Source organism: Massilia sp. WG5 (assembly GCF_001412595.2).
GTDB lineage: Bacteria > Pseudomonadota > Gammaproteobacteria > Burkholderiales > Burkholderiaceae_D > Telluria.
The window spans coordinates 2431281-2448904 of record NZ_CP012640.2 but is presented as its reverse complement, the minus strand read 5'-3'; the positions used below and the strand labels follow the sequence as shown (position 1 = coordinate 2448904).

The following is a 17624-nucleotide window of genomic DNA, read 5'->3' as shown; positions in this document are numbered from 1 at the left end:
GGTGCAGAAGAAACGCATGCAGAACTTGGGCCCCCGCCTTCGCGGGGGCGACGTTTTGGTGTGCGGGGGCGACGTCTTTAGTGTGCGGGGGCGACGTTCATTTGACGGCGCTTTCCTCGCGCGGCGCCGGATGACGTGGATGCTTGCGGAAGCGCCGCGCCATCCTGCCGAAGAAGTGCTCGGCATCGTCGACATAGGTGAACACCGCCGGCACCACCAGCAGGCTCAACAGCGTCGAGGTGATCAGGCCGCCGATCACCGCCACCGCCATCGGCGAGCGGAAGCTCGGGTCGCCGGACAGGCCGAGGGCCAGCGGCAGCATGCCGGCGCCCATCGCGATCGTGGTCATGACGATCGGGCGCGAACGCTTGTGGCAGGCGTCGACCAGGGCGTCGAAGCGGTTCATGCCGGCTTTCCGCGCCAGGATCGCGTAGTCGACCAGCAGGATCGAGTTCTTGGTCACGATCCCCATCAGCATGATCAGGCCGATCATGGTCGGCATCGACAGCGCATTGTGCGTCAGCAGCAGCGCCACGAAGGCGCCCCCGATCGACAGCGGCAGCGCCGCCAGGATCGTCACCGGCTGCAGGAAGTCGGTGAACAGCAGCACCAGCACGCCATAGATGCACAGCACGCCGATCAGCATCGCGATGCCGAAGCTGGCGAACAGGTTCTGCATTTCCTGGGCGTCGCCCAGTTCGGCGATCTGTACCGAGGCCGGCAGGTTCTTCAGGGCGGGCAGGGCGCGCGCCTCGGCGTTCACCTCGCCCAGCGAGCGCCCGTTCAGCTCCACGCTCATCGTCACGTTGCGGCTGCGGTTCAGGCGGTCGATCTGGGCCGGGCCGCTTTCCATCGTGATGCTGGCCACGTTCGCCAGCAGCACCGGGCCGTTCTTGTCCGGTACCGTCAGGCGGCCGATGGCGTCGAGGTCGGCGCGGACAAAGTCCGGCAGCTTCACGCGGATCGGCACCTGGCGCTCGGACACGTTCATCTTCGCCAGCACCTGGTCGTAGTCGCCGGCGGTGGCCACGCGCACGGTTTCGCCGATGCTGGCCGCGGTCACGCCCTGGTCGGCGGCGCGCGCGAAGTCGGGGCGCACGATGATCTCGGGCCGCACCAGCGAGGCGCTGGAACTGACGTTGCCGATCCCGTGCAGGGTGCGCAGCTGGCGCTCGGCTTCGCGCGCGGCGGCGGTCAGCGCCACCGGGTCTTCGCTGCGCAGCACCAGCTGCATCTTGACGCCGGTGTCGGGCGGGCCGACGGTGAAGCGCGCGCCGGGGATATCGTCCAGCTTCGCGCGGAGCAGGGATTCGATGGCCGCCAGCTTTTCCTTCCGGTCGCCGCGCGGCGTGGTGGTGACGGTCAGCACGGCGCGGCGCGCCTCGGCCGCCGCGCCGGGCGCGAAGGCGTCACCGCTGGAGCCGCCGCCGATCGAGCTGAACACGGTCTTGATGTGCGGGACCTGCAGCACCGCCAGGCGCACGCGCTCGGCCACGGCGCGCGTCTGCGCGAGGGTCGAGCCTGGCGGCAGCTCGACGTTGATCTGGGTCTGGGCGCGGTCCGCGGGCGGCACGAAGCCGGTCGGCAGCAGCGGCACCAGCGAGATCGAGGCGCCGAAGAACAGGGCGGCGGCGATCATCGTCAGGCCGCGGTGGCGCAGGCACCACTGCATGGTGCGCATGTAGCGCCGCATGAGCGGGCCGTCCTTTTCCTCGGTGTGCTTCACCGGTTTCAGGAAGTAGGCCGCCATCATCGGCGTCAGCAGGCGCGCCACCAGCAGCGAGGCCAGGATGGCCAGCACCGCGGTCCAGCCGAACTGCTTGAAGAATTTGCCGGGGATGCCGCTCATGAAGGCGGTCGGCAGGAACACCGCGACCAGCGAGAAGGTCGTCGCGATCACCGCCATGCCGATCTCGTCGGCCGCTTCCAGCGCGGCCTGCATCGGCGTCTTGCCCATGCGCAGATGGCGCGAGATGTTCTCGATCTCGACGATCGCGTCGTCGACCAGCACCCCCACCACCAGGGCCAGCGACAGCAGGGTCACCATGTTCAGGGTGTAGCCGAACAGGTACTGGCCGAGGAAGGCCGGGATCACCGACAGCGGCAGGGCGGCGGCGGCGACGATGGTCGCGCGCCAGTCGCGCAGGAACCACAGCACCACCAGCACCGCCAGGATCGCCCCTTCGTACAGCATCTCCATCGAGGCGTCGAAGTTTTCCTCGACCGGCCGGGCATTGTCGATCACTTCGCGCAGCACCACGTTGGCATGTTTCGCCTGCAGCTCGCGCAGGGCCGCGCGCGCGCCGGCCGCCACCTCGGTCTCGCCGGCGCCGCGGGTGCGGAAGATCTCGAAGCCGACCACCGTTCGGCCATCCTGCTCGGCGACGGCGCGCGGCTCGGCCACCGTGTCCGCGACCGTCGCGATCTCGTCCAGGCGCACATGGCGCCCGTCCGGCAGCGGGATCTCCATGCGCGACAGCTCCTGCGCGGTCTGCACGGTGGCCAGGGTGCGCACCGACTGCTCGGCGCCGCCGACGTCGCCGCGCCCGCCGGGCGCTTCCTGCTGCACGTTGCGCAGCATGCGCGAGACATCCAGCGCCGACACCCGCAGCGCCGCCATTTTCGCATCGTCGAGTTCGACCCGCACTTCGCGGTAGACGCCGCCCACGCGCTTGACCGCGCCCACGCCCGGCACGCTGAGCAGGCGCTTGGAGACCGTGTTGTCGACGAACCAGCTCAGGTCGGGCGCATCCAGCGCCGGCTTGCCGTTCATCTGCGCCGCCTCGGCGGTGAAGGTCAGCACCACGCGGCCGGCGGTGGTGGTCTTGGTGACGCTGGGGTCGCGCATCTCGGCGGGCAGGTCGGCGCGCACGCGCGAGACCGCGTCGCGCACGTCGTTGACGGCGTCCGACAGGTCCTTCTCGAGGATGAATTCGACGGTGATGGTGGCGACGCCGTCCAGCACCCGTGTATAGATGTTCTTCACGCCCTGCAGGGTCGCAACCGAGTCCTCGATCTTGCGCGCGACCTCGGTCTCGAGCTGGGCCGGGGCGGCGCCGTCGAGCGTGGCGGTGACGGTCACGATGGGCAGCTCGATGTCCGGGAAGTCCTGGACCTTGTTGGCGCGGAAGGCAAGGATGCCCGCCAGCGTGAGCAGGACGAACAGCATGATCGCCGGGATCGGATTGCGGATCGAGAGGGCCGAGAAATTCATGGCAATTCCTCAGCGCGCGGCGACGGCGCCTGGCGCCGCGGCGACATTGCGCACCAAATCGCCATCGTTCAGGAAACCTGCGCCGCTGACCACCACCAGCGCATCCGCCGGCAGTCCCGCCACCACCTCGACGCGCTCGCCGAGCCGGCGCCCGGTCGCGACCTTGAGCTGGCTGACGCGCTGGTCAGCGCCCTTGCCCGGATCGAGGCGGAATACGTAGGCGAACCCGTCGCGCACCACGATCGCCTGCTGCGGCACGGTCAGCGCGCTCGACTCGCCCAGTTCGAACTGGCCGCCGGCGAACATCCCGGCTTTCAGCGGCGCGTCCGGCGCCAGGCTGGGCGGCAGGTCGACGTAGACCAGGGCCACGCGGCTCGCGGGATCGACGGTCGGGGCCACGGTGCGCACGGTGCCGTTCACGATCGCGCCGCTGGCGGCCTTGACCTGGGCCTTCAGGCCCGGCCTGAGGCGCGGCAGTTCGGCGGCCGTGACTTCGGCCCGCCACTCCAGGCGGCCCTGGCGGATCATGCGGAACAGCTCCGTGCCCACGCCCGCGACCGCGCCCACGGTGGCATTGCGGCTCGATACGATGCCGCTGTCCGGCGCCACTACCTGGGTATATTTCAGGCGCAGCTGCTGCTGCGACAAGGTGGCGCGCGCGGCCGCCACCCGTGCGCTGGCGGTGCGCTCGGCGGTGATGTACTGGGTGACCTGCTGTTCGCTCATCGCCCCCGAGCTTTGCAGGGCGCGGGCGCGCTGCGCGTCGGCCTGGGCGGCGGCGGCATTCGCTTCGGCTTCCTGCAGCCCGGCCCTGGCCTGGGCCAGGTCGGCGTTCACCACGTCGGCGTCGAACACGGCCAGCACCTGGCCCTTCTTGACGACGTCGCCGACGTTGACGCGCACTTCGCGCAGCCGCAGGCCGTTCGACTCGCTGCCGATCACGGCTTCCTGCCAGGCGGCGACGTTGCCGTTGGCGGCAAGGCGCAGCGGCAGGCGGGCGGTGGCGGGGCGCTCGCTGGTCACGGTCAGGGCAGGCTTGTTTGCCGATGGCTGCGCGGTGTTTTTCTTGTCGTCGGCCCGGCTGTTCGCGGCAAGGACGCCGGCCAGCAGCAGGGCGGAAAGCAGCACCGCAAGGAGGGGACGGGCAGGGCGGAGACGGATTTGCATCGGGTGGCTCAGAGAAGGTGGATACCGAAACGCTTCATCAGCAGGGCGAACAGGCCGAAGCTGCACAGGGTGATCAGCACGCCCGCGCCCAGCGCCGGCCAGAAACCGAAGCGCTCCATCAGGAAGGGGAAGGCGGCGAACATCGGCAGCGTCGGCAGCACGTACCAGAGCGTGTACCAGGCATGGTTGGCGATCTTCGCGGACGGCTGTTTTTCCAGGTACAGCCAGACCAGGGTCAGGATGGTCACCAGCGGCAGCGCACCGACCAGGCCGCCCAGCCGATCGCTGCGCGCCGCGGCTTCCGACACCAGTACGACGACGAGGGCGGTGACAAGGTATTTGGTCAGGATCCAGATCATGGCGCAGAGCTTGGGTGGGTGGGCGTGTGACAACGGATAGTGTAACAAAGAGGTCGTCTCGGACCCCGCGCGTACGTACCGCCAGCAGTTACAAATGCTTACTCTTGCAAGGCGGCTCTCTTACTAGACTGTGCAGCAGAGCTGATGGCTCGCTGATTGTTCGATAAATTCTCGGAGCGTTCACCATGTTCAGTCGTGTCTCGTCCGCCATCCTGGCTGCCGCCCTGCTGGCGCCGGCCCTGCACGCCGCCCCGCTCGCGCCGGGGCAGCAGGCCGTGCACGTGCTGAACCGCCTGGCCTTCGGTCCGCGTCCCGGCGACGTCGAGCGCGTCCGGCGCATGGGCGTGCAGGCATGGATCGACGAGCAGCTGCATCCCGAGACCATTCCCATGCCGCCGGCATTGAGCGCGCGCCTGGACGCGCTGGAAACGGTCAGGCGCAGCGCCGGCGAATCGTTGGGCGCCTATGTCGAGCTGCGCAAGGAGGTGCGCAACGAGGACGAGGGCGCGCAGCAGCGCCGCCGCCTCGAGATGCGCCGTGTCGTGCTCGAGGAGGCCGAGGCGCGCCTGGTGCGTGCGGTCGAGAGTCCGCGCCAGCTCGAGGAAGTGATGGTCGACTTCTGGTTCAACCATTTCAACGTCTTTGCCGGCAAGGGCATCGACCGCGCCCTGGTCGCCAGCTACGAGCGCGATGCCATCCGCCCGAACGCGCTGGGTTCCTTCCGTGCGCTGCTCGGCGCCACCGCCAAGCACCCGGCGATGCTGTTCTACCTCGACAATGTCGTGTCGTCGATGCCGCGGCCGAACGCCAAGGGCAGGGCGCAGGGCCTGAACGAGAACTATGCGCGCGAGCTGATGGAGCTGCACACGCTGGGCGTGGACGGCGGCTACACCCAGCGCGACGTCACCGAACTGGCGCGCATGCTGACCGGCTGGACCTTCGATCAGCGCCGCCTGGTGCGCGACGGCGAGACCTTCCGCTTCGACCCCCGGCGCCACGACCAGGGCGCCAAGACCTGGCTCGGGCATGAGATCGCACCCGGCGGCCAAGGCGAGGGCGAGCATGCGCTCGACGTGCTGGCCATGCACCCGGCCACCGCGCGCCATGTCAGCTTCCAGCTGGCCCAGTACTTCGTCAGCGATGCGCCCCCGCCGGCCCTGGTCGAGGCGATGACGCGCACCTGGCTGGCGAGCCAGGGCGACATCCGCGCCGTCCTCAAGACCCTGTTCGCCAGCAGCGAATTCATGGACAGCGCGGCGCTAGGGGCCAAGTTCAAGACGCCCTACCAGTTCGTGGTCTCGGCCATGCGCGCCGGCAGCGCGCCGCTGGCGAACGTGACTCCGCTGGTGGGCGCCATGAGCCAGCTCGGCATGCCGCTGTACGGCTGCCAGACCCCGGACGGCTACAAGAACACCCAGGATGCCTGGCTGAACCCGGATGCGCTGACACGCCGCATCGCGTTCGCCACCGCGCTCGCCCAGGGCAGGCTGCCGCAGGGATCGGTTCCGCTGGACCCGGCCCTGCTGCAGGCCACGCTGGCGGGGGCAGTGTCGCCACGCACCCTCGACACGGTTGCGCGCCAACCGGAGAATCTGCGCGCCGCGATGTTATTGGGCAGTCCGGATTTCATGCAGCGCTGACGGGGCGGCCCCCGATAAGCTGACTAAACACTACTGGGAACAGATCATGCGACGCAGAGACTTTTTGAACACGCTGGCGCTGGGCGCCGGCATCGTGCTGCCGCTGGGACGCCATGCCTGGGCCCTGAGCAGCAGCGGCAGCGGCGACGGCCCGACCCGGAAAAAGCTGGTGGTGGTGATGCTGCGCGGCGCGGTGGATGGGCTGAACGTGGTGGCGCCGGTGGGCGACGAGAATTACCTGCGCCTGCGTCCCGGCATCGGCCTGGCCAGCCCCGGCATGGAGAACGGCGCGCTCGACCTGGACGGCTACTTCGGCCTGCACCCGGCCCTCGCCAGCCTGCAGCCGCTGTGGCAGCAGAAGAAGCTGGCCTTCGTCCACGCCAGCGGTTCGCCGGACACCACCCGCTCGCACTTCGACGCCCAGGACTATATGGAATCGGCGACGCCCGGCCGCAAGAGCACGCCGGACGGCTGGATGAACCGCCTGGTCGCGGCCCTGCCGGGGACGTCGACGCCGAGCCGCCTGCTGGGCATCGGCCCGGTGATGCCGCGCATCCTGGCCGGCCAGGCCGCCGCGGTCAACCTGCCGAACGTGGCCGCCGGCGCCAGGGCCGATGTCCTCGACCGCCCGGCGATCGGCGCCGCCTTCGACCAGCTCTACGCCGGCCATCCGCGCTTCGGCCGCGCCTACGAGGACGGCCGCAAGGCGCACCGTGAAGTGATGCTGGCCACCGCCGAGACGCCGCAGATGCAGGCCGCCGACCGCGGCGCGCCGCTGCCGAACGGCTTCCCCGACGATGCCGCGCGCCTGGCGACGCTGATGCGCAACGACCCGAACATCCAGTTGGCCTTCATTGCGCTGGGCGGCTGGGATACCCATGTCGCGCAGGGCGCCGGCACAGGCCAGCTGGCGAACCGCCTGGCGCCGCTCGGCCAGGGCCTGGCGCTGCTGGCCGAACGCTTGGGCAGCCTGTTCGACGATACCGTGGTGGTGGTGATGTCGGAATTCGGGCGCACCGCACGCGAGAACGGTACCGGCGGCACCGACCACGGCCATGGCAATGCGATGTGGGTACTGGGCGGGAAAGTGAACGGCGGCCGGGTCTATGGCGACTGGCAGGGCCTGGAAGAGGCCAAGCTGAACGAAGGGAGGGATTTACCGGTCACGACCGATTTCCGTTCGGTGCTGGCGCAGGTGGCCGAACGGCATTTGCTTTTGACCGATCGGCAGCTCAACGCGGTCTTTCCCGCAATGCCGCAAAGGGCGCCATCCTTCCGCCTGTTCTCGAGCTGACTGTAGGATCGATCCCACCCTGGAGCGAGGCCAACGCGCTATCGTAGTTCTACCGTATTGCGGTGCACAAAAACTGGCGCTATAGTAGAACCGTCTCCTCCAGTTTTCTCCGAAACCTGGATTCCGCCCGCGCCGCAAGGTCAGCGGGCTTTTTTTTGCCTAGACGCCGGCCGCCTCGGTCTCGTCCCCCTGGAACGCCCCCGCGCGCCAGGTCAGCACCAGCGTGTCGCGGTGGCCGTGTTCGCCCAGCGGCTGGATCGGCGTCGATTCGTGGATCACGGCGGCGTCGTCGAGCAGCAGCATGGTCCAGGGTTCGAGCATGGTGAAGCGCTGGCCTTTCGGTCCCTCGGCCTCGAACACGCGCGTCTCGCCACCCTTGATGTTCTCGCGCCCGATCAGGATCACGGCCACGAAGTCGACGCCGTCGCGGTGCGCGCCTTCCGGCGTCGGGCGGCCGATGCCGTCGGCGGTATCGATGCGGAACTGGTGCGCCTCGACATACCAGGTCTGCGGGCCCTTCACGCTCGAACACACCCCGCCGAGTGCGCGCAGCAGGCGCTTCCAGGCGGGCTGTTCGATGGTCGTCGGTTCGATCGGCACGAACAGGCGGTGCATGCCGCCGTGCAGGGCGTTGTACTCGACCGGTTGCCAGTGCGCGCGGTGCGGGCTTTGAGCGAGCGCGACGCCGTTGTCGACGAAGCAGGAATGGCGCCGGCGCCGGTAGCGGCCGCCGTCCTTCAGGTAGTTGTCGAGTTCCAGGCGGTCCCAGCTCGGCGCCAGGGCCTGCAGGTCGTCGATGGAGCAGCCGGCCAGGCCTGCCACGTCTTGCGGACGCAGCAGGGCATAGCCGTCGGTACGCAGCGCATCGACGATGCGCGCCGGGTCGGTATAGGGTGGTTGCGGTGTAGTCATCCCGCTAGCGTAGCACTTTTTGCCTACCAATTCTTGATCAGGGTGAGCCGGAAGGAGCGCGATTCGAGCGGGTGGAAGTGGATGTCCGCGCGGGGTTCCGCTTCGCCGGCCAGCTGCGACGCATAGTAGTAATCGATTGAAGAGACGCGCTTGTCGGCCAGGTTGAAGCCTTCCAGCTCCAGCCGCAGGTCGCTGGCGATGCGGTAGCCGATGCGGCCGTTCAGCGTGGTGCTGGCATGCGAGCGCACGCTGTTGTCCTCGATGAGCGGACGCGGGCCGAAGTAGCGCAGGCGCAGCGCGGCTTCCCAGGCGCCGTTCTTGCCGAGCTGGCTGGCCGTGAGCGCCAGCTGGCCCACGCCTTCGACCGCACCGGGAATCCTGTCCTGGCCCGGCGCCACCTCGCGCGAGCGGGCATGCGCGAAGGCGGCGTCGAAATCGATCGACAGCCATTTCACCGGCTTGTAGTAGTTCGAGAACTCGATGCCGATGCGCCGGCTGGGCGCGCCGGCCTCGGTCGTGCCCTCGTCGCCGATGTAGCTCAGCTCCGAATCGAAATCCAGGCGGTACAGCGACAGCGCGGTCTGCATCTTCGGAATCGCTTCCGTGCGCAGGCCGACCTCCATGCCGCGCGAGCGCACCAGGGGCGCGGCGCTGGTGACGGCGCCGCGCGCATCGTTGCTGTGGAAGCCCTGGCCATAGTTCAGGTACAGTTCGCTGCTCTTCCACGGGCCGAACACCAGGTTCAGCGACGGGCTGAGCAGGGTGTCGCCGGCGCTCGCCGCGGCCCCGCCCAGGTCGCTCCTGACGCGGAAGCGGTAATTGTCGGCGCGCAGTCCGGCGATGCTGCGGAAGGAATCGCCCCAGCGCGTCGCGCTCTCGATCCAGGCCGCGCGGCTGGTCTCGACGATGTGGTCCTGGCGTGTGACGGAAAGAAGCTGGCGCGCTTGCGTGTGCAGCAGGCCGTTGAAGATGTTGTCGTTCTGGGCCTGCAGGCCGACGCTCAGGTCCGAGGCAAGCGTATCGCCGTGGTACGCGTGCCAGGTGTGCAGGGCGTTGAAGCCGGAAGTCACCCGCCGGTCCGGCTGGGCGAACTGGTCGCCGTGGACCGGGTCGTTCATGAAATAAGTGAAGTTTGACCACAGGTCCAGCTGGTTGCGGATGATGTAGGCGTTCACCTTCGAGGCCGAGTCGGACGCGGTGCGGCGCCACGCGCCGGAGAGGCTGTAGCGCCGCGCCTCGCCGCCGTCGCTGTCGTCGATGGCGTCGAAGCGTCCAATACCTTTATGGTCCACTGAGTCATCGGCGGCGCGTTCCGGAATCTGGTCGGTGGAATTCCAGCGCCCGTGATAGGCCATCGCGGTGACGCTCCAGCCGTTGTTGGCATAGCCGCGGCTGTAGCGCAGCACGCCGTTCAGCTTCTGGTAATCGTCCGGATGCACGAAGGGGCCGTCGTTGTGCAGCAGTTCCAGCGCATAGGTGAGGGCGCCGCCGGCCGCATCGCGCGAGGCCGCCAACGCCGTGCGCGCATAGCCGTTCTGGCCCACGCTCAGGGTCGCGACGTCGCGCACCAGCCGGTTCGCATACACGACCGAGGCGCTGCCGGCCGAGGCGAAGTCGCCGTCGCGCGCCGAGTACGGGCCCTTGCGGTAGTCGAGGCGGGCGGTCAGTTCCGGGATCAGGAAGTTCAGGTCGGTCCAGCCCTGGCCGTGGGCGTGCGAGCGCTGGTTGACCGGCATGTCGTCGACCCAGGTGGCGAGGTCGGTGCCGTGGTCGAGATTGAAGCCGCGCAGGTAGAACTGGTTGGCCTTGCCTTCGCCGCTGTGCTGGCTGGCGATCAGGCCGGGCGCCGCCTCCAGCAGCTCGCCGGGACGGTAGATGGTGCGCATCTCCAGTTCCTTCTGGCTGACGCTGCCGGCATTCGCGGAGTCGGCGATGCCGAGCTGGCTGGCGCGCGCTCCTTCGACCAGCACGCGCTGGATCACGAAATCGTCGGCGTGCGCGCCGACGTGGGAAAACAGCGCGGCCAGCGCGCAGGGCAGGACTCGGAGACGCATCGGGAACGCCGCTTCAGTGGACCGAAAACTCGGGATGGCCGCTGCTGAAGCCGAAGGTGCGGATGCTGCCCGCCACCGTCAGGTTCACGGTGTTCATCTGGTCGGGCATGAAATCGGTCATGACTTCGTCGTGGATGAACTCGACCTTGGCGGCCGGCGTCTGCAGCGCTTCCTGGTACACCATGACGCTCTGGGCATCGGCCGTCATGCCGACCCAGTTCAGCGGCAGGCGTCGCTTGTCCTTGTCCGCCAGCCAGAACTGCTTCTCGACGTATTTGCGGAATACCGCCTGGTCGTCCGGATCCGACAGGTCGAACTGGCGCTGGAACAGATTGGTCAGCAGGGCTTCGACGTCGTGCGCCATATAGGTGTGCACGACTTCGAGGCTGCCGCTGCGCTCGTTGTGGCTGATGTCGGTGATCCCGGCGTGGAAGTTGTGCGCGGGCGCCAGCGCGCAGGCGCCCGCCAGGACGGCGGCGCCAACGCACCGTGCAATGAAGCCGAGGTGGGATTTGAGTTTCATTCGACCTTCCTGCCCGCTTCGATGGACTGCTCGGCGGCCTTGGCGGCTTCCTTGCTGTCCTTCGTCTTCAGTTTTTCGCTGTAGTCTTTCATCATGTCGTCCGCTTCGTGCTGGCTCTTGAACAGTTCGAGACGCGACTGCACCGGCTTGCGCGGCCAGGCGTTGTCGCTCTGGTCGATGTCGGCGGTTTCCCAGTACGGGTCCTGGACCAGGCTGGTCATCGGCTCGTCGGTAATGATCAGCTTGGTGATCTTCTTCGGCGAGTAGCGCCACACTTCGGCCGGCACGCGCTCGACGTACTTCTTGCCTGAAGCAAGGGTGATCTCGAGGATCAGCGGCGTCACCAGGCCGCCCTTGTTCGTGAAGTCGACCAGGTACAGGTGCCTGCCTTCCTTCAGCAGCGCCTTCTCCCAGTCTTCCAGGCCTTCCACGGTTTCATTGTACTTGTTGCGGTCCTTGTTGGTGACCGTGAAGTCGTCGTGCTCGTTGTAGAAGTCCTTCAGCTCGGGATGCGCATCGGCGCGGCGCGGCAGGGTGCCCTTGTTGCGCTGCTCGGTGATCGAGATCGGCTCGGCATCGCGACGGGCCTTCTTCCAGGCCTTCTCGACTTCCGGGTCTTTCGTGCCGACCGTGTACTCGCTGATGCCGTCCACGCTCACGTCCACCGCATCGGTGGTGTAGAACCAGCCGCGCCAGAACCAGTCGAGGTCCGTGCCGGAGGCGTCTTCCATGGTGCGGAAGAAGTCGGCCGGGGTCGGGCGCTTGAACTTCCAGCGTTCGGCATAGGTGCGGAAGGCGAAGTCGAACAGTTCGCGGCCCAGCACCGTCTCGCGCAGCACGTTCAGGGCCGTGGCCGGCTTGGCATAGGCGTTGCTGCCGCGGTTAGTGATCGACTCGGAGTTGGTCATGATCGGCTGCTGGTTGCGGCTCTTCATGTAGTCGACGATGTTGCGCGCTTCGCCGCGGCGGGCCGGGTAGTTGTCTTCCCACGCGGTCTCGGCGAGGAACTGCATGAAGGAGTTGATACCCTCGTCCATCCAGGTCCACTGGCGCTCGTCGGTGTTGACGATCATCGGGAAGTAGTTGTGGCCGACTTCGTGGATGATCACGCTGATCAGGCCGTACTTGGTGCTGCGCGAGTAGCTCAGCTGACCCGTCTTCTTGTCCCTGGTCGGGCGGCCGCCATTGAACGAGATCATCGGGTACTCCATGCCGCCCACCGGGCCGTTCACGGAAATCGCGACCGGATACGGGTAGTCGAACGAGTACTTGTTGTACTGGTCGATGGTGTGGATGATGGCCTGGGTCGAGTACTTCTCCCACAGCGGGTTGCCTTCCTTCGGGTAGTAGGACATCGCCAGCACATTGGTCGAATCCTTCCTGAAGCCCTGGGCGTCCCAGATGAACTTGCGGCTGGTGGCCCAGGCGAAGTCGCGCACGTTGCTGGCCTTGAAGCGCCAGGTTTTCGTCGTGGTGGCGCGGCCTTTCTCGCGCGCTTCGGCATCCGCCTGGCTGGCGATGATCACCGGCTGCTTCGCCGTGCGCGCCTGCTCCAGGCGCTCGCGCTGGGCGGCGCTCAGGACATCGCCCGGATTCTGCAGTTCGCCGGTGGCGGCGACGATGTGGTCCGACGGCACCGTGAGCTCGACGTCGTAGTCGCCGAATTCCAGCGTGAACTCGCCGTCGCCCAGGTACTGCTTGTTCTGCCAGCCGTGCGCATCGTAGTAGGCGGCCATGCGCGGGTACCACTGGGCGATCTCGAACAGGTCGTTCCCGTCTTCTTTATCGAAACGCTCGAAGCCCATGCGGCGGCCCAGCACGTTCGTCTCCGGCACCTTGAAGGACCACGCCATGTCGAACGAGAAGCGCGCGCCCGGCTTGAGCGGCTGGTCGAGGTCGATGCGCATCATGGTCTTGTTGATCACGTAGCGCAGCGGCTTGCCGTCCGTGCCCGTCACGCCGGCGAGCCTGAAGCCGCCGTCGAAGCTGCGGCTCTCGACCAGGAAGCGCGCGGCCTCGTACTGCAGGCCGGTCTGCCCATTCGCGCCCGCCGTGCGCCAGGCCTCGCGCGAGGGGTAGCTCGAGATGTTGCGGTTGTCCGAGTCGGCGCGGAACATGTTCTGGTCGAGCTGCACCCACAGGTAGTGCAGCGTGTCCGGCGAATTGTTGTGGTAGGTGACCGTCTCGGAACCGCTCACCGCGCGTCCGGCTTCGTCCAGCCGGGCGCGGATCCGGTAGTCGGCGCGCTGCTGCCAGTAGGCATGGCCCGGCGCGCCCGACGCGGTGCGGGTGTCGGTGGGCGTGGGCAGCAGTTCGTCGAGCTGGCGGAACTTGTCGTCGAACGGTTCCGCGGCGAAGGCGGAGCCGGTGATGGCGGCGATCAGGGTGAGGGTGGCGAGGCTGGCGGGCAGTTTCATGTCTCGGTATGAAGTGAAAACGGCAGCCGGACCTGGAGGGTGCGGCTACCGAGCAGTGTTATGCCGTCGTTCCTGCGTGCGCGGGGACGACGGGGTGGCGCAAGGACGACGGGTTACTTCGCTGCGCCTGCGTCCGCGGCCGCCTTGACTTCCGGCTTGGCGTCCTTGGACTCTTTCGACTCCTTGGTCTTCAGCTTCTCGTTATAGTCGCGCATCAGGTCCTCGCCGCCGTTACGCTGCGACTTGAACAGCTCCAGGCGCGACGGGGTGGCCTTGCGCGGCCAGGCGTTGTCGCTCTGGTCGGTGTCGGCGGTTTCCCAGTACGGGTCCTGGACCAGGCTGGTCATCGGCTCGTCGGTGATGATCAGCTTGGTGATCTTCTTCGGCGAGTAGCGCCACACTTCGGCCGGCACGCGCTCGACGTACTTCTTGCCGGAAGCAAGGGTGATCTCGAGGATCAGCGGCGTCACCAGGCCGCCCTTGTTCGTGAAGTCGACCAGGTACATGTGCTTGCCTTCCTTCAGCAGCGCCTTTTCCCAGTCTTCCAGACCTTCCATCGCCTCGTTGTACTTGTTGCGGTCCTTGTTGGTGACCGTGAAGTCGTCGTGCTCGTTGTAGAAGTCCTTCAGTTCCGGATGGCTGTCGACGCGGCGCGGCAGGGTGCCCTTGTTGCGCTGCTCGGTGATCGAGATCGGCTCGGCATCGTGACGGGCCTTCTTCCAGGCCTTCTCGACTTCCGGATCCTTGGTGCCGACCGTGTACTCGCTGATGCCGTCCACGCTCACGTCGACGTGGTCGGTGGTGTAGAACCAGCCGCGCCAGAACCAGTCGAGGTCCGTGCCGGAGGCGTCTTCCATGGTGCGGAAGAAGTCGGACGGGGTCGGGCGCTTGAATTTCCAGCGGCGTGCGTATTCGCGGAACGCGAAGTCGAACAGTTCGCGGCCCATCACGGTCTCGCGCAGCACGTTCAGGGCGGCGGTCGGCTTGGAGTAGGCGTTCGGGCCCAGCGCCGAGATCGACTCGGAGTTGGTCATGATCGGCTGCTGGCCGGCGCTCTTCATGTAGTCCACGATCGCGCGCGGCTCGCCGCGCGACTGCGGATAATCCTCTTCCCAGGCCTTCTCGGCCAGGTACTGCAGGAAGCTGTTGAGGCCCTCGTCCATCCAGGTCCACTGGCGCTCGTCCGAGTTGACGATCATCGGGAAGTAGTTGTGGCCGACTTCGTGGATCACCACGCCGATCAGGCCATACTTGGTGCGCTTCGAATAGGTGATTTCGCCGGTCTTCTTGTCCTTGGTCGGACGCGGGCCGTTAAACGAGATCATCGGGTACTCCATGCCGCCCACCGGGCCGTTCACGGAAATCGCGACCGGATACGGGTAGTCGAACGAGTACTTGTTGTACTGGTCGATGGTGTGGATGATGGCCTGGGTCGAGTACTTCTCCCACAGCGGGTTGCCTTCCTTCGGGTAGTAGGACATCGCCAGCACATTGGTCGAATCCTTCTTGAAGCCCTGGGCATCCCAGATGAACTTGCGGGACGAGGCCCAGGCGAAGTCACGCACGTTCCTGGCCTTGAAGCGCCAGGTCTTCGTGGTGGTGGCGCGGGTCTTTTCCTTCGCTTCCGCTTCGGCCTGGGTCACGATCACGACCGGCTGCTTCGCGGTGCGCGCCTGCTCCAGGCGCTGGCGCTGGGTGGCGGTAAGGACGTCGCCCGGGTTCTGCAGCTCGCCGGTGGAGGCGACGATGTGGTCGGCCGGGACCGTGACCGACACATCGTAGTCGCCGAATTCCAGCGTGAACTCGCCGGTGCCGAGGAACTGCTTGTGCTGCCAGCCGGTCACGTCGTAGTAGGCGGCCATGCGCGGGAACCACTGGGCGATCTCGAACAGGTCGTTCTTGTCTTCGTCGAACTTCTCGTAGCCGGAACGGCCGCCGAGCACCTTCTGTTCGTTGATGTTGTAGCTCCACTCGACCGAGAACGCGAGCTTCGCGCCCGGCTTCAGCGGCTGCGGCAGGTCGATGCGCATCATCGTGCGGTTGATGACGTAATGGAGCGGGGCGCCGCCGGCGTCCTTCACCGACTTGATGTTGAAGCCGCCGTCGAAGCTGCGTGCGGTCATCAGCGACTGCATCGCGTCGAACTTCATGCCGTCGTCCGGACCGCGCGGCTTGTCCCACGCATCGCGCGAGCGGATGGTGGCGCCGGTGCGCGCATCCGAGTTGGGTTTGTAGATGTTCTGGTCGAGCTGGACCCACAGGTAGGTCAGCGTGTCAGGGGAGTTGTTGTGATACGTGACCGTTTCAAAGCCATTGATCGCACGCTTGGCCTCGTCCAGCGTGGCGCGGATCGAATAGTCGGCGCGCTGTTGCCAGTAGGCGTGGCCCGGGGCGCCGGAAGCGGTGCGGATCGTGGTCGGGGTGGGCAGCAGTTCGTCGAGCTGGCGGAACTTGTCGTCAAAAGGTTCGGCCGCGATTGCGGACATGGTGAGGCATAGAGCCGCCAAGCTGATCGGCAAACGTATCATATTTACCCTGCAATAGAGGTTGAAAAGAAGAAAATATTCTATTCTTAGCTCTAGGGCAATGGCTCGCTTGATTTGTAACAAGGTTGTTACAAAGCATAAAAAAACGCCGGGATGTGGCGTTTTGGCTACTGCGGTCGGCCTGTCTCAGGCGGCTCGATCCGTGTTCGCCACGGCGCGCAGGTAGATGGTGGTGGTGGCGACGAGAATGCCCAGCAACAGCAGCACCGTATTCATCTCCAGCTTGACCTGCAGCGCCATCGCATAGCTGGCCGTCATCGCCAGGATGGCCAGGTTCTCGTTGAAGTTCTGCACCGCGATCGACTGGCCGGCGCTCATCAGGCTGTGGCCGCGGTGCTGCAGGATGGCGTTCATCGGCACCACGAACAGCCCGGCCAGCACGCCGATCACGAGCAGCAGCGGCAGCGCGACCTGCACCGTGTGCACGAACACCATCGCGCACAGCCCGATGCCGAGCACGATCCCGACCGGCATCACCGACATCGAGCGCACCAGCGGCACCGTCTTGCCGGCGATCGCGGCGCCGACCACCACGCCGAGCGCGAACACGCCCTGCAGCGCGGCCGCCTTGTCCAGGCCCAGGCCGAGCGCCGACTTGGCCCAGGCCAGCAGCAGGATCTGCAGCACCATGCCGGCGCCCCAGAACAGCGAGGTCACGCCCAGCGACACCCGGCCCTCGCGGTCGCGCCACAAGGTCGAGTTGCAGCGGTAGAACTCGAGCAGCAGGGCGGGGATGGAACGGCGCGCGTTCTCATAGCGCTTGCCGGCATTCACGACGCAGAGGTTCAGCACGCCGGCCACGAAATAGGTCAGCACGATCACGAACACCGCCGCCCGCACCGGCGTCTCGGCGATGCCGTCATGCGCGGGCGCGACCCGCAGCAGCCAGGCGATCGTGTGTTCGTTGGCGGAAATGAGGCCGCCCAGGATGGTGCCGAGGATCATCGAGACCACCGTGGTGCCCTCGATCCAGCCGTTCGCCGCCACCAGGCGCCGGGCCGGCAGGACTTCGGCCAGGATGCCGTACTTGGCCGGCGAATAGGCCGAGGCGCCGAAGCCGACGATGCCATAGGCGAGCAGGGGATTGGCCTTGGCCAGGATCAGCGAGCAGCCGAGCATCTTGATCGTGTTTGTCACCAGCATCACCCGGCCCTTGGGAAACATGTCGGCGAAGGCGCCGGCGAAGGGAGCCAGCAGGATATAGGAGAGGACAAAACCCATCTTCAGCATCGGCGTCATCCATCCTGGAAACGACAGCGTCGTGATCAGCGAGACGCAGAGGATGAACAACGCGCTGTCGGCCAGCGAGGAAAAGAACTGGGCCCCAACGATAGCGAAGAAGGCAGGTTTCATGGGATCGGTTCCGGTGCTTGGATTGCCCTTATATCACAGCCTTTGACGGCGTCGATTCCGCTTGAATCATGCATAAGGCATAGCGCAAATATTCCGGCCGATCTTCCGGCCGCATACAGGCTTGGCCGAAAGCATTGTCTGCTTG

11 protein-coding genes are annotated in these 17624 nt (G+C 66.7%); 2 read left to right on the top strand and 9 right to left on the bottom strand.

Annotated features, from left to right (window positions below; translation table 11 throughout):
* Positions 1-97: 97 nt before the first annotated feature.
* Genes AM586_RS10855 through AM586_RS10845 form a run of 3 tightly spaced genes read right to left on the bottom strand, consistent with a single transcriptional unit; the run spans position 98 to position 4740 of the window.
* Positions 98-3214, bottom strand: a complete 3117-nt coding sequence (locus AM586_RS10855; RefSeq protein ID WP_047821944.1) for an efflux RND transporter permease subunit — start codon at positions 3212-3214, stop codon at positions 98-100.
* Positions 3215-3223: 9 nt separating this feature from the next.
* Positions 3224-4381 (bottom strand): efflux RND transporter periplasmic adaptor subunit, encoded by a 1158-nt coding sequence (locus AM586_RS10850; RefSeq protein WP_047821946.1) that lies wholly within the window; start codon positions 4379-4381, stop codon positions 3224-3226.
* An 8-nt stretch (positions 4382-4389) separates the two neighbouring features.
* The gene (locus tag AM586_RS10845; protein WP_047821948.1) at positions 4390-4740 is read right to left on the bottom strand and encodes a DUF3147 family protein; all 351 of its coding nucleotides are present in this window, start codon (positions 4738-4740) and stop codon (positions 4390-4392) included.
* A gap of 185 nt (positions 4741-4925) precedes the next feature.
* Between AM586_RS10845 and AM586_RS10840 the strand changes: the two genes are divergently transcribed.
* Both AM586_RS10840 and AM586_RS10835 read left to right on the top strand, forming a co-directional pair.
* Complete coding sequence (locus tag AM586_RS10840) at positions 4926-6380, top strand: DUF1800 domain-containing protein (protein ID WP_047821950.1); 1455 nt, start codon at positions 4926-4928, stop codon at positions 6378-6380.
* A gap of 46 nt (positions 6381-6426) precedes the next feature.
* On the top strand, positions 6427-7674 hold the full coding sequence (locus AM586_RS10835) for a DUF1501 domain-containing protein (protein WP_047821952.1): 1248 nt from the start codon (positions 6427-6429) through the stop codon (positions 7672-7674).
* A 159-nt stretch (positions 7675-7833) separates the two neighbouring features.
* Here AM586_RS10835 and AM586_RS10830 read toward each other — a convergent pair whose 3' ends face one another.
* The 6 genes from AM586_RS10830 to lplT form a co-directional block, all read right to left on the bottom strand.
* Positions 7834-8586, bottom strand: a complete 753-nt coding sequence (locus AM586_RS10830; RefSeq protein ID WP_047821954.1) for a 2OG-Fe dioxygenase family protein — start codon at positions 8584-8586, stop codon at positions 7834-7836.
* 23 nt (positions 8587-8609) lie between these two features.
* Positions 8610-10640 carry a TonB-dependent receptor gene (locus tag AM586_RS10825; protein WP_047821956.1) on the bottom strand — a complete coding sequence of 677 codons (2031 nt, stop codon included), beginning with the start codon at positions 10638-10640 and terminating at the stop codon, positions 8610-8612.
* Positions 10641-10653: 13 nt separating this feature from the next.
* Positions 10654-11163, bottom strand: coding sequence for a DUF6702 family protein (locus tag AM586_RS10820; protein ID WP_047821958.1), 510 nt, complete (start codon positions 11161-11163; stop codon positions 10654-10656).
* Complete coding sequence (locus AM586_RS10815) at positions 11160-13580, bottom strand: M1 family metallopeptidase (protein WP_060567101.1); 2421 nt, start codon at positions 13578-13580, stop codon at positions 11160-11162. The genes AM586_RS10820 and AM586_RS10815 overlap by 4 nt, the downstream gene beginning before the upstream one ends.
* A 113-nt stretch (positions 13581-13693) precedes the next feature.
* On the bottom strand, positions 13694-16066 hold the full coding sequence (locus AM586_RS10810; RefSeq protein WP_229412956.1) for a M1 family metallopeptidase: 2373 nt from the start codon (positions 16064-16066) through the stop codon (positions 13694-13696).
* A 186-nt stretch (positions 16067-16252) separates the two neighbouring features.
* A complete protein-coding gene (lplT, locus tag AM586_RS10805; RefSeq protein WP_047821961.1) occupies positions 16253-17479 on the bottom strand; it encodes a lysophospholipid transporter LplT in 1227 nt (408 codons plus the stop codon).
* Between the last annotated feature and the right edge of the window lie 145 nt (positions 17480-17624).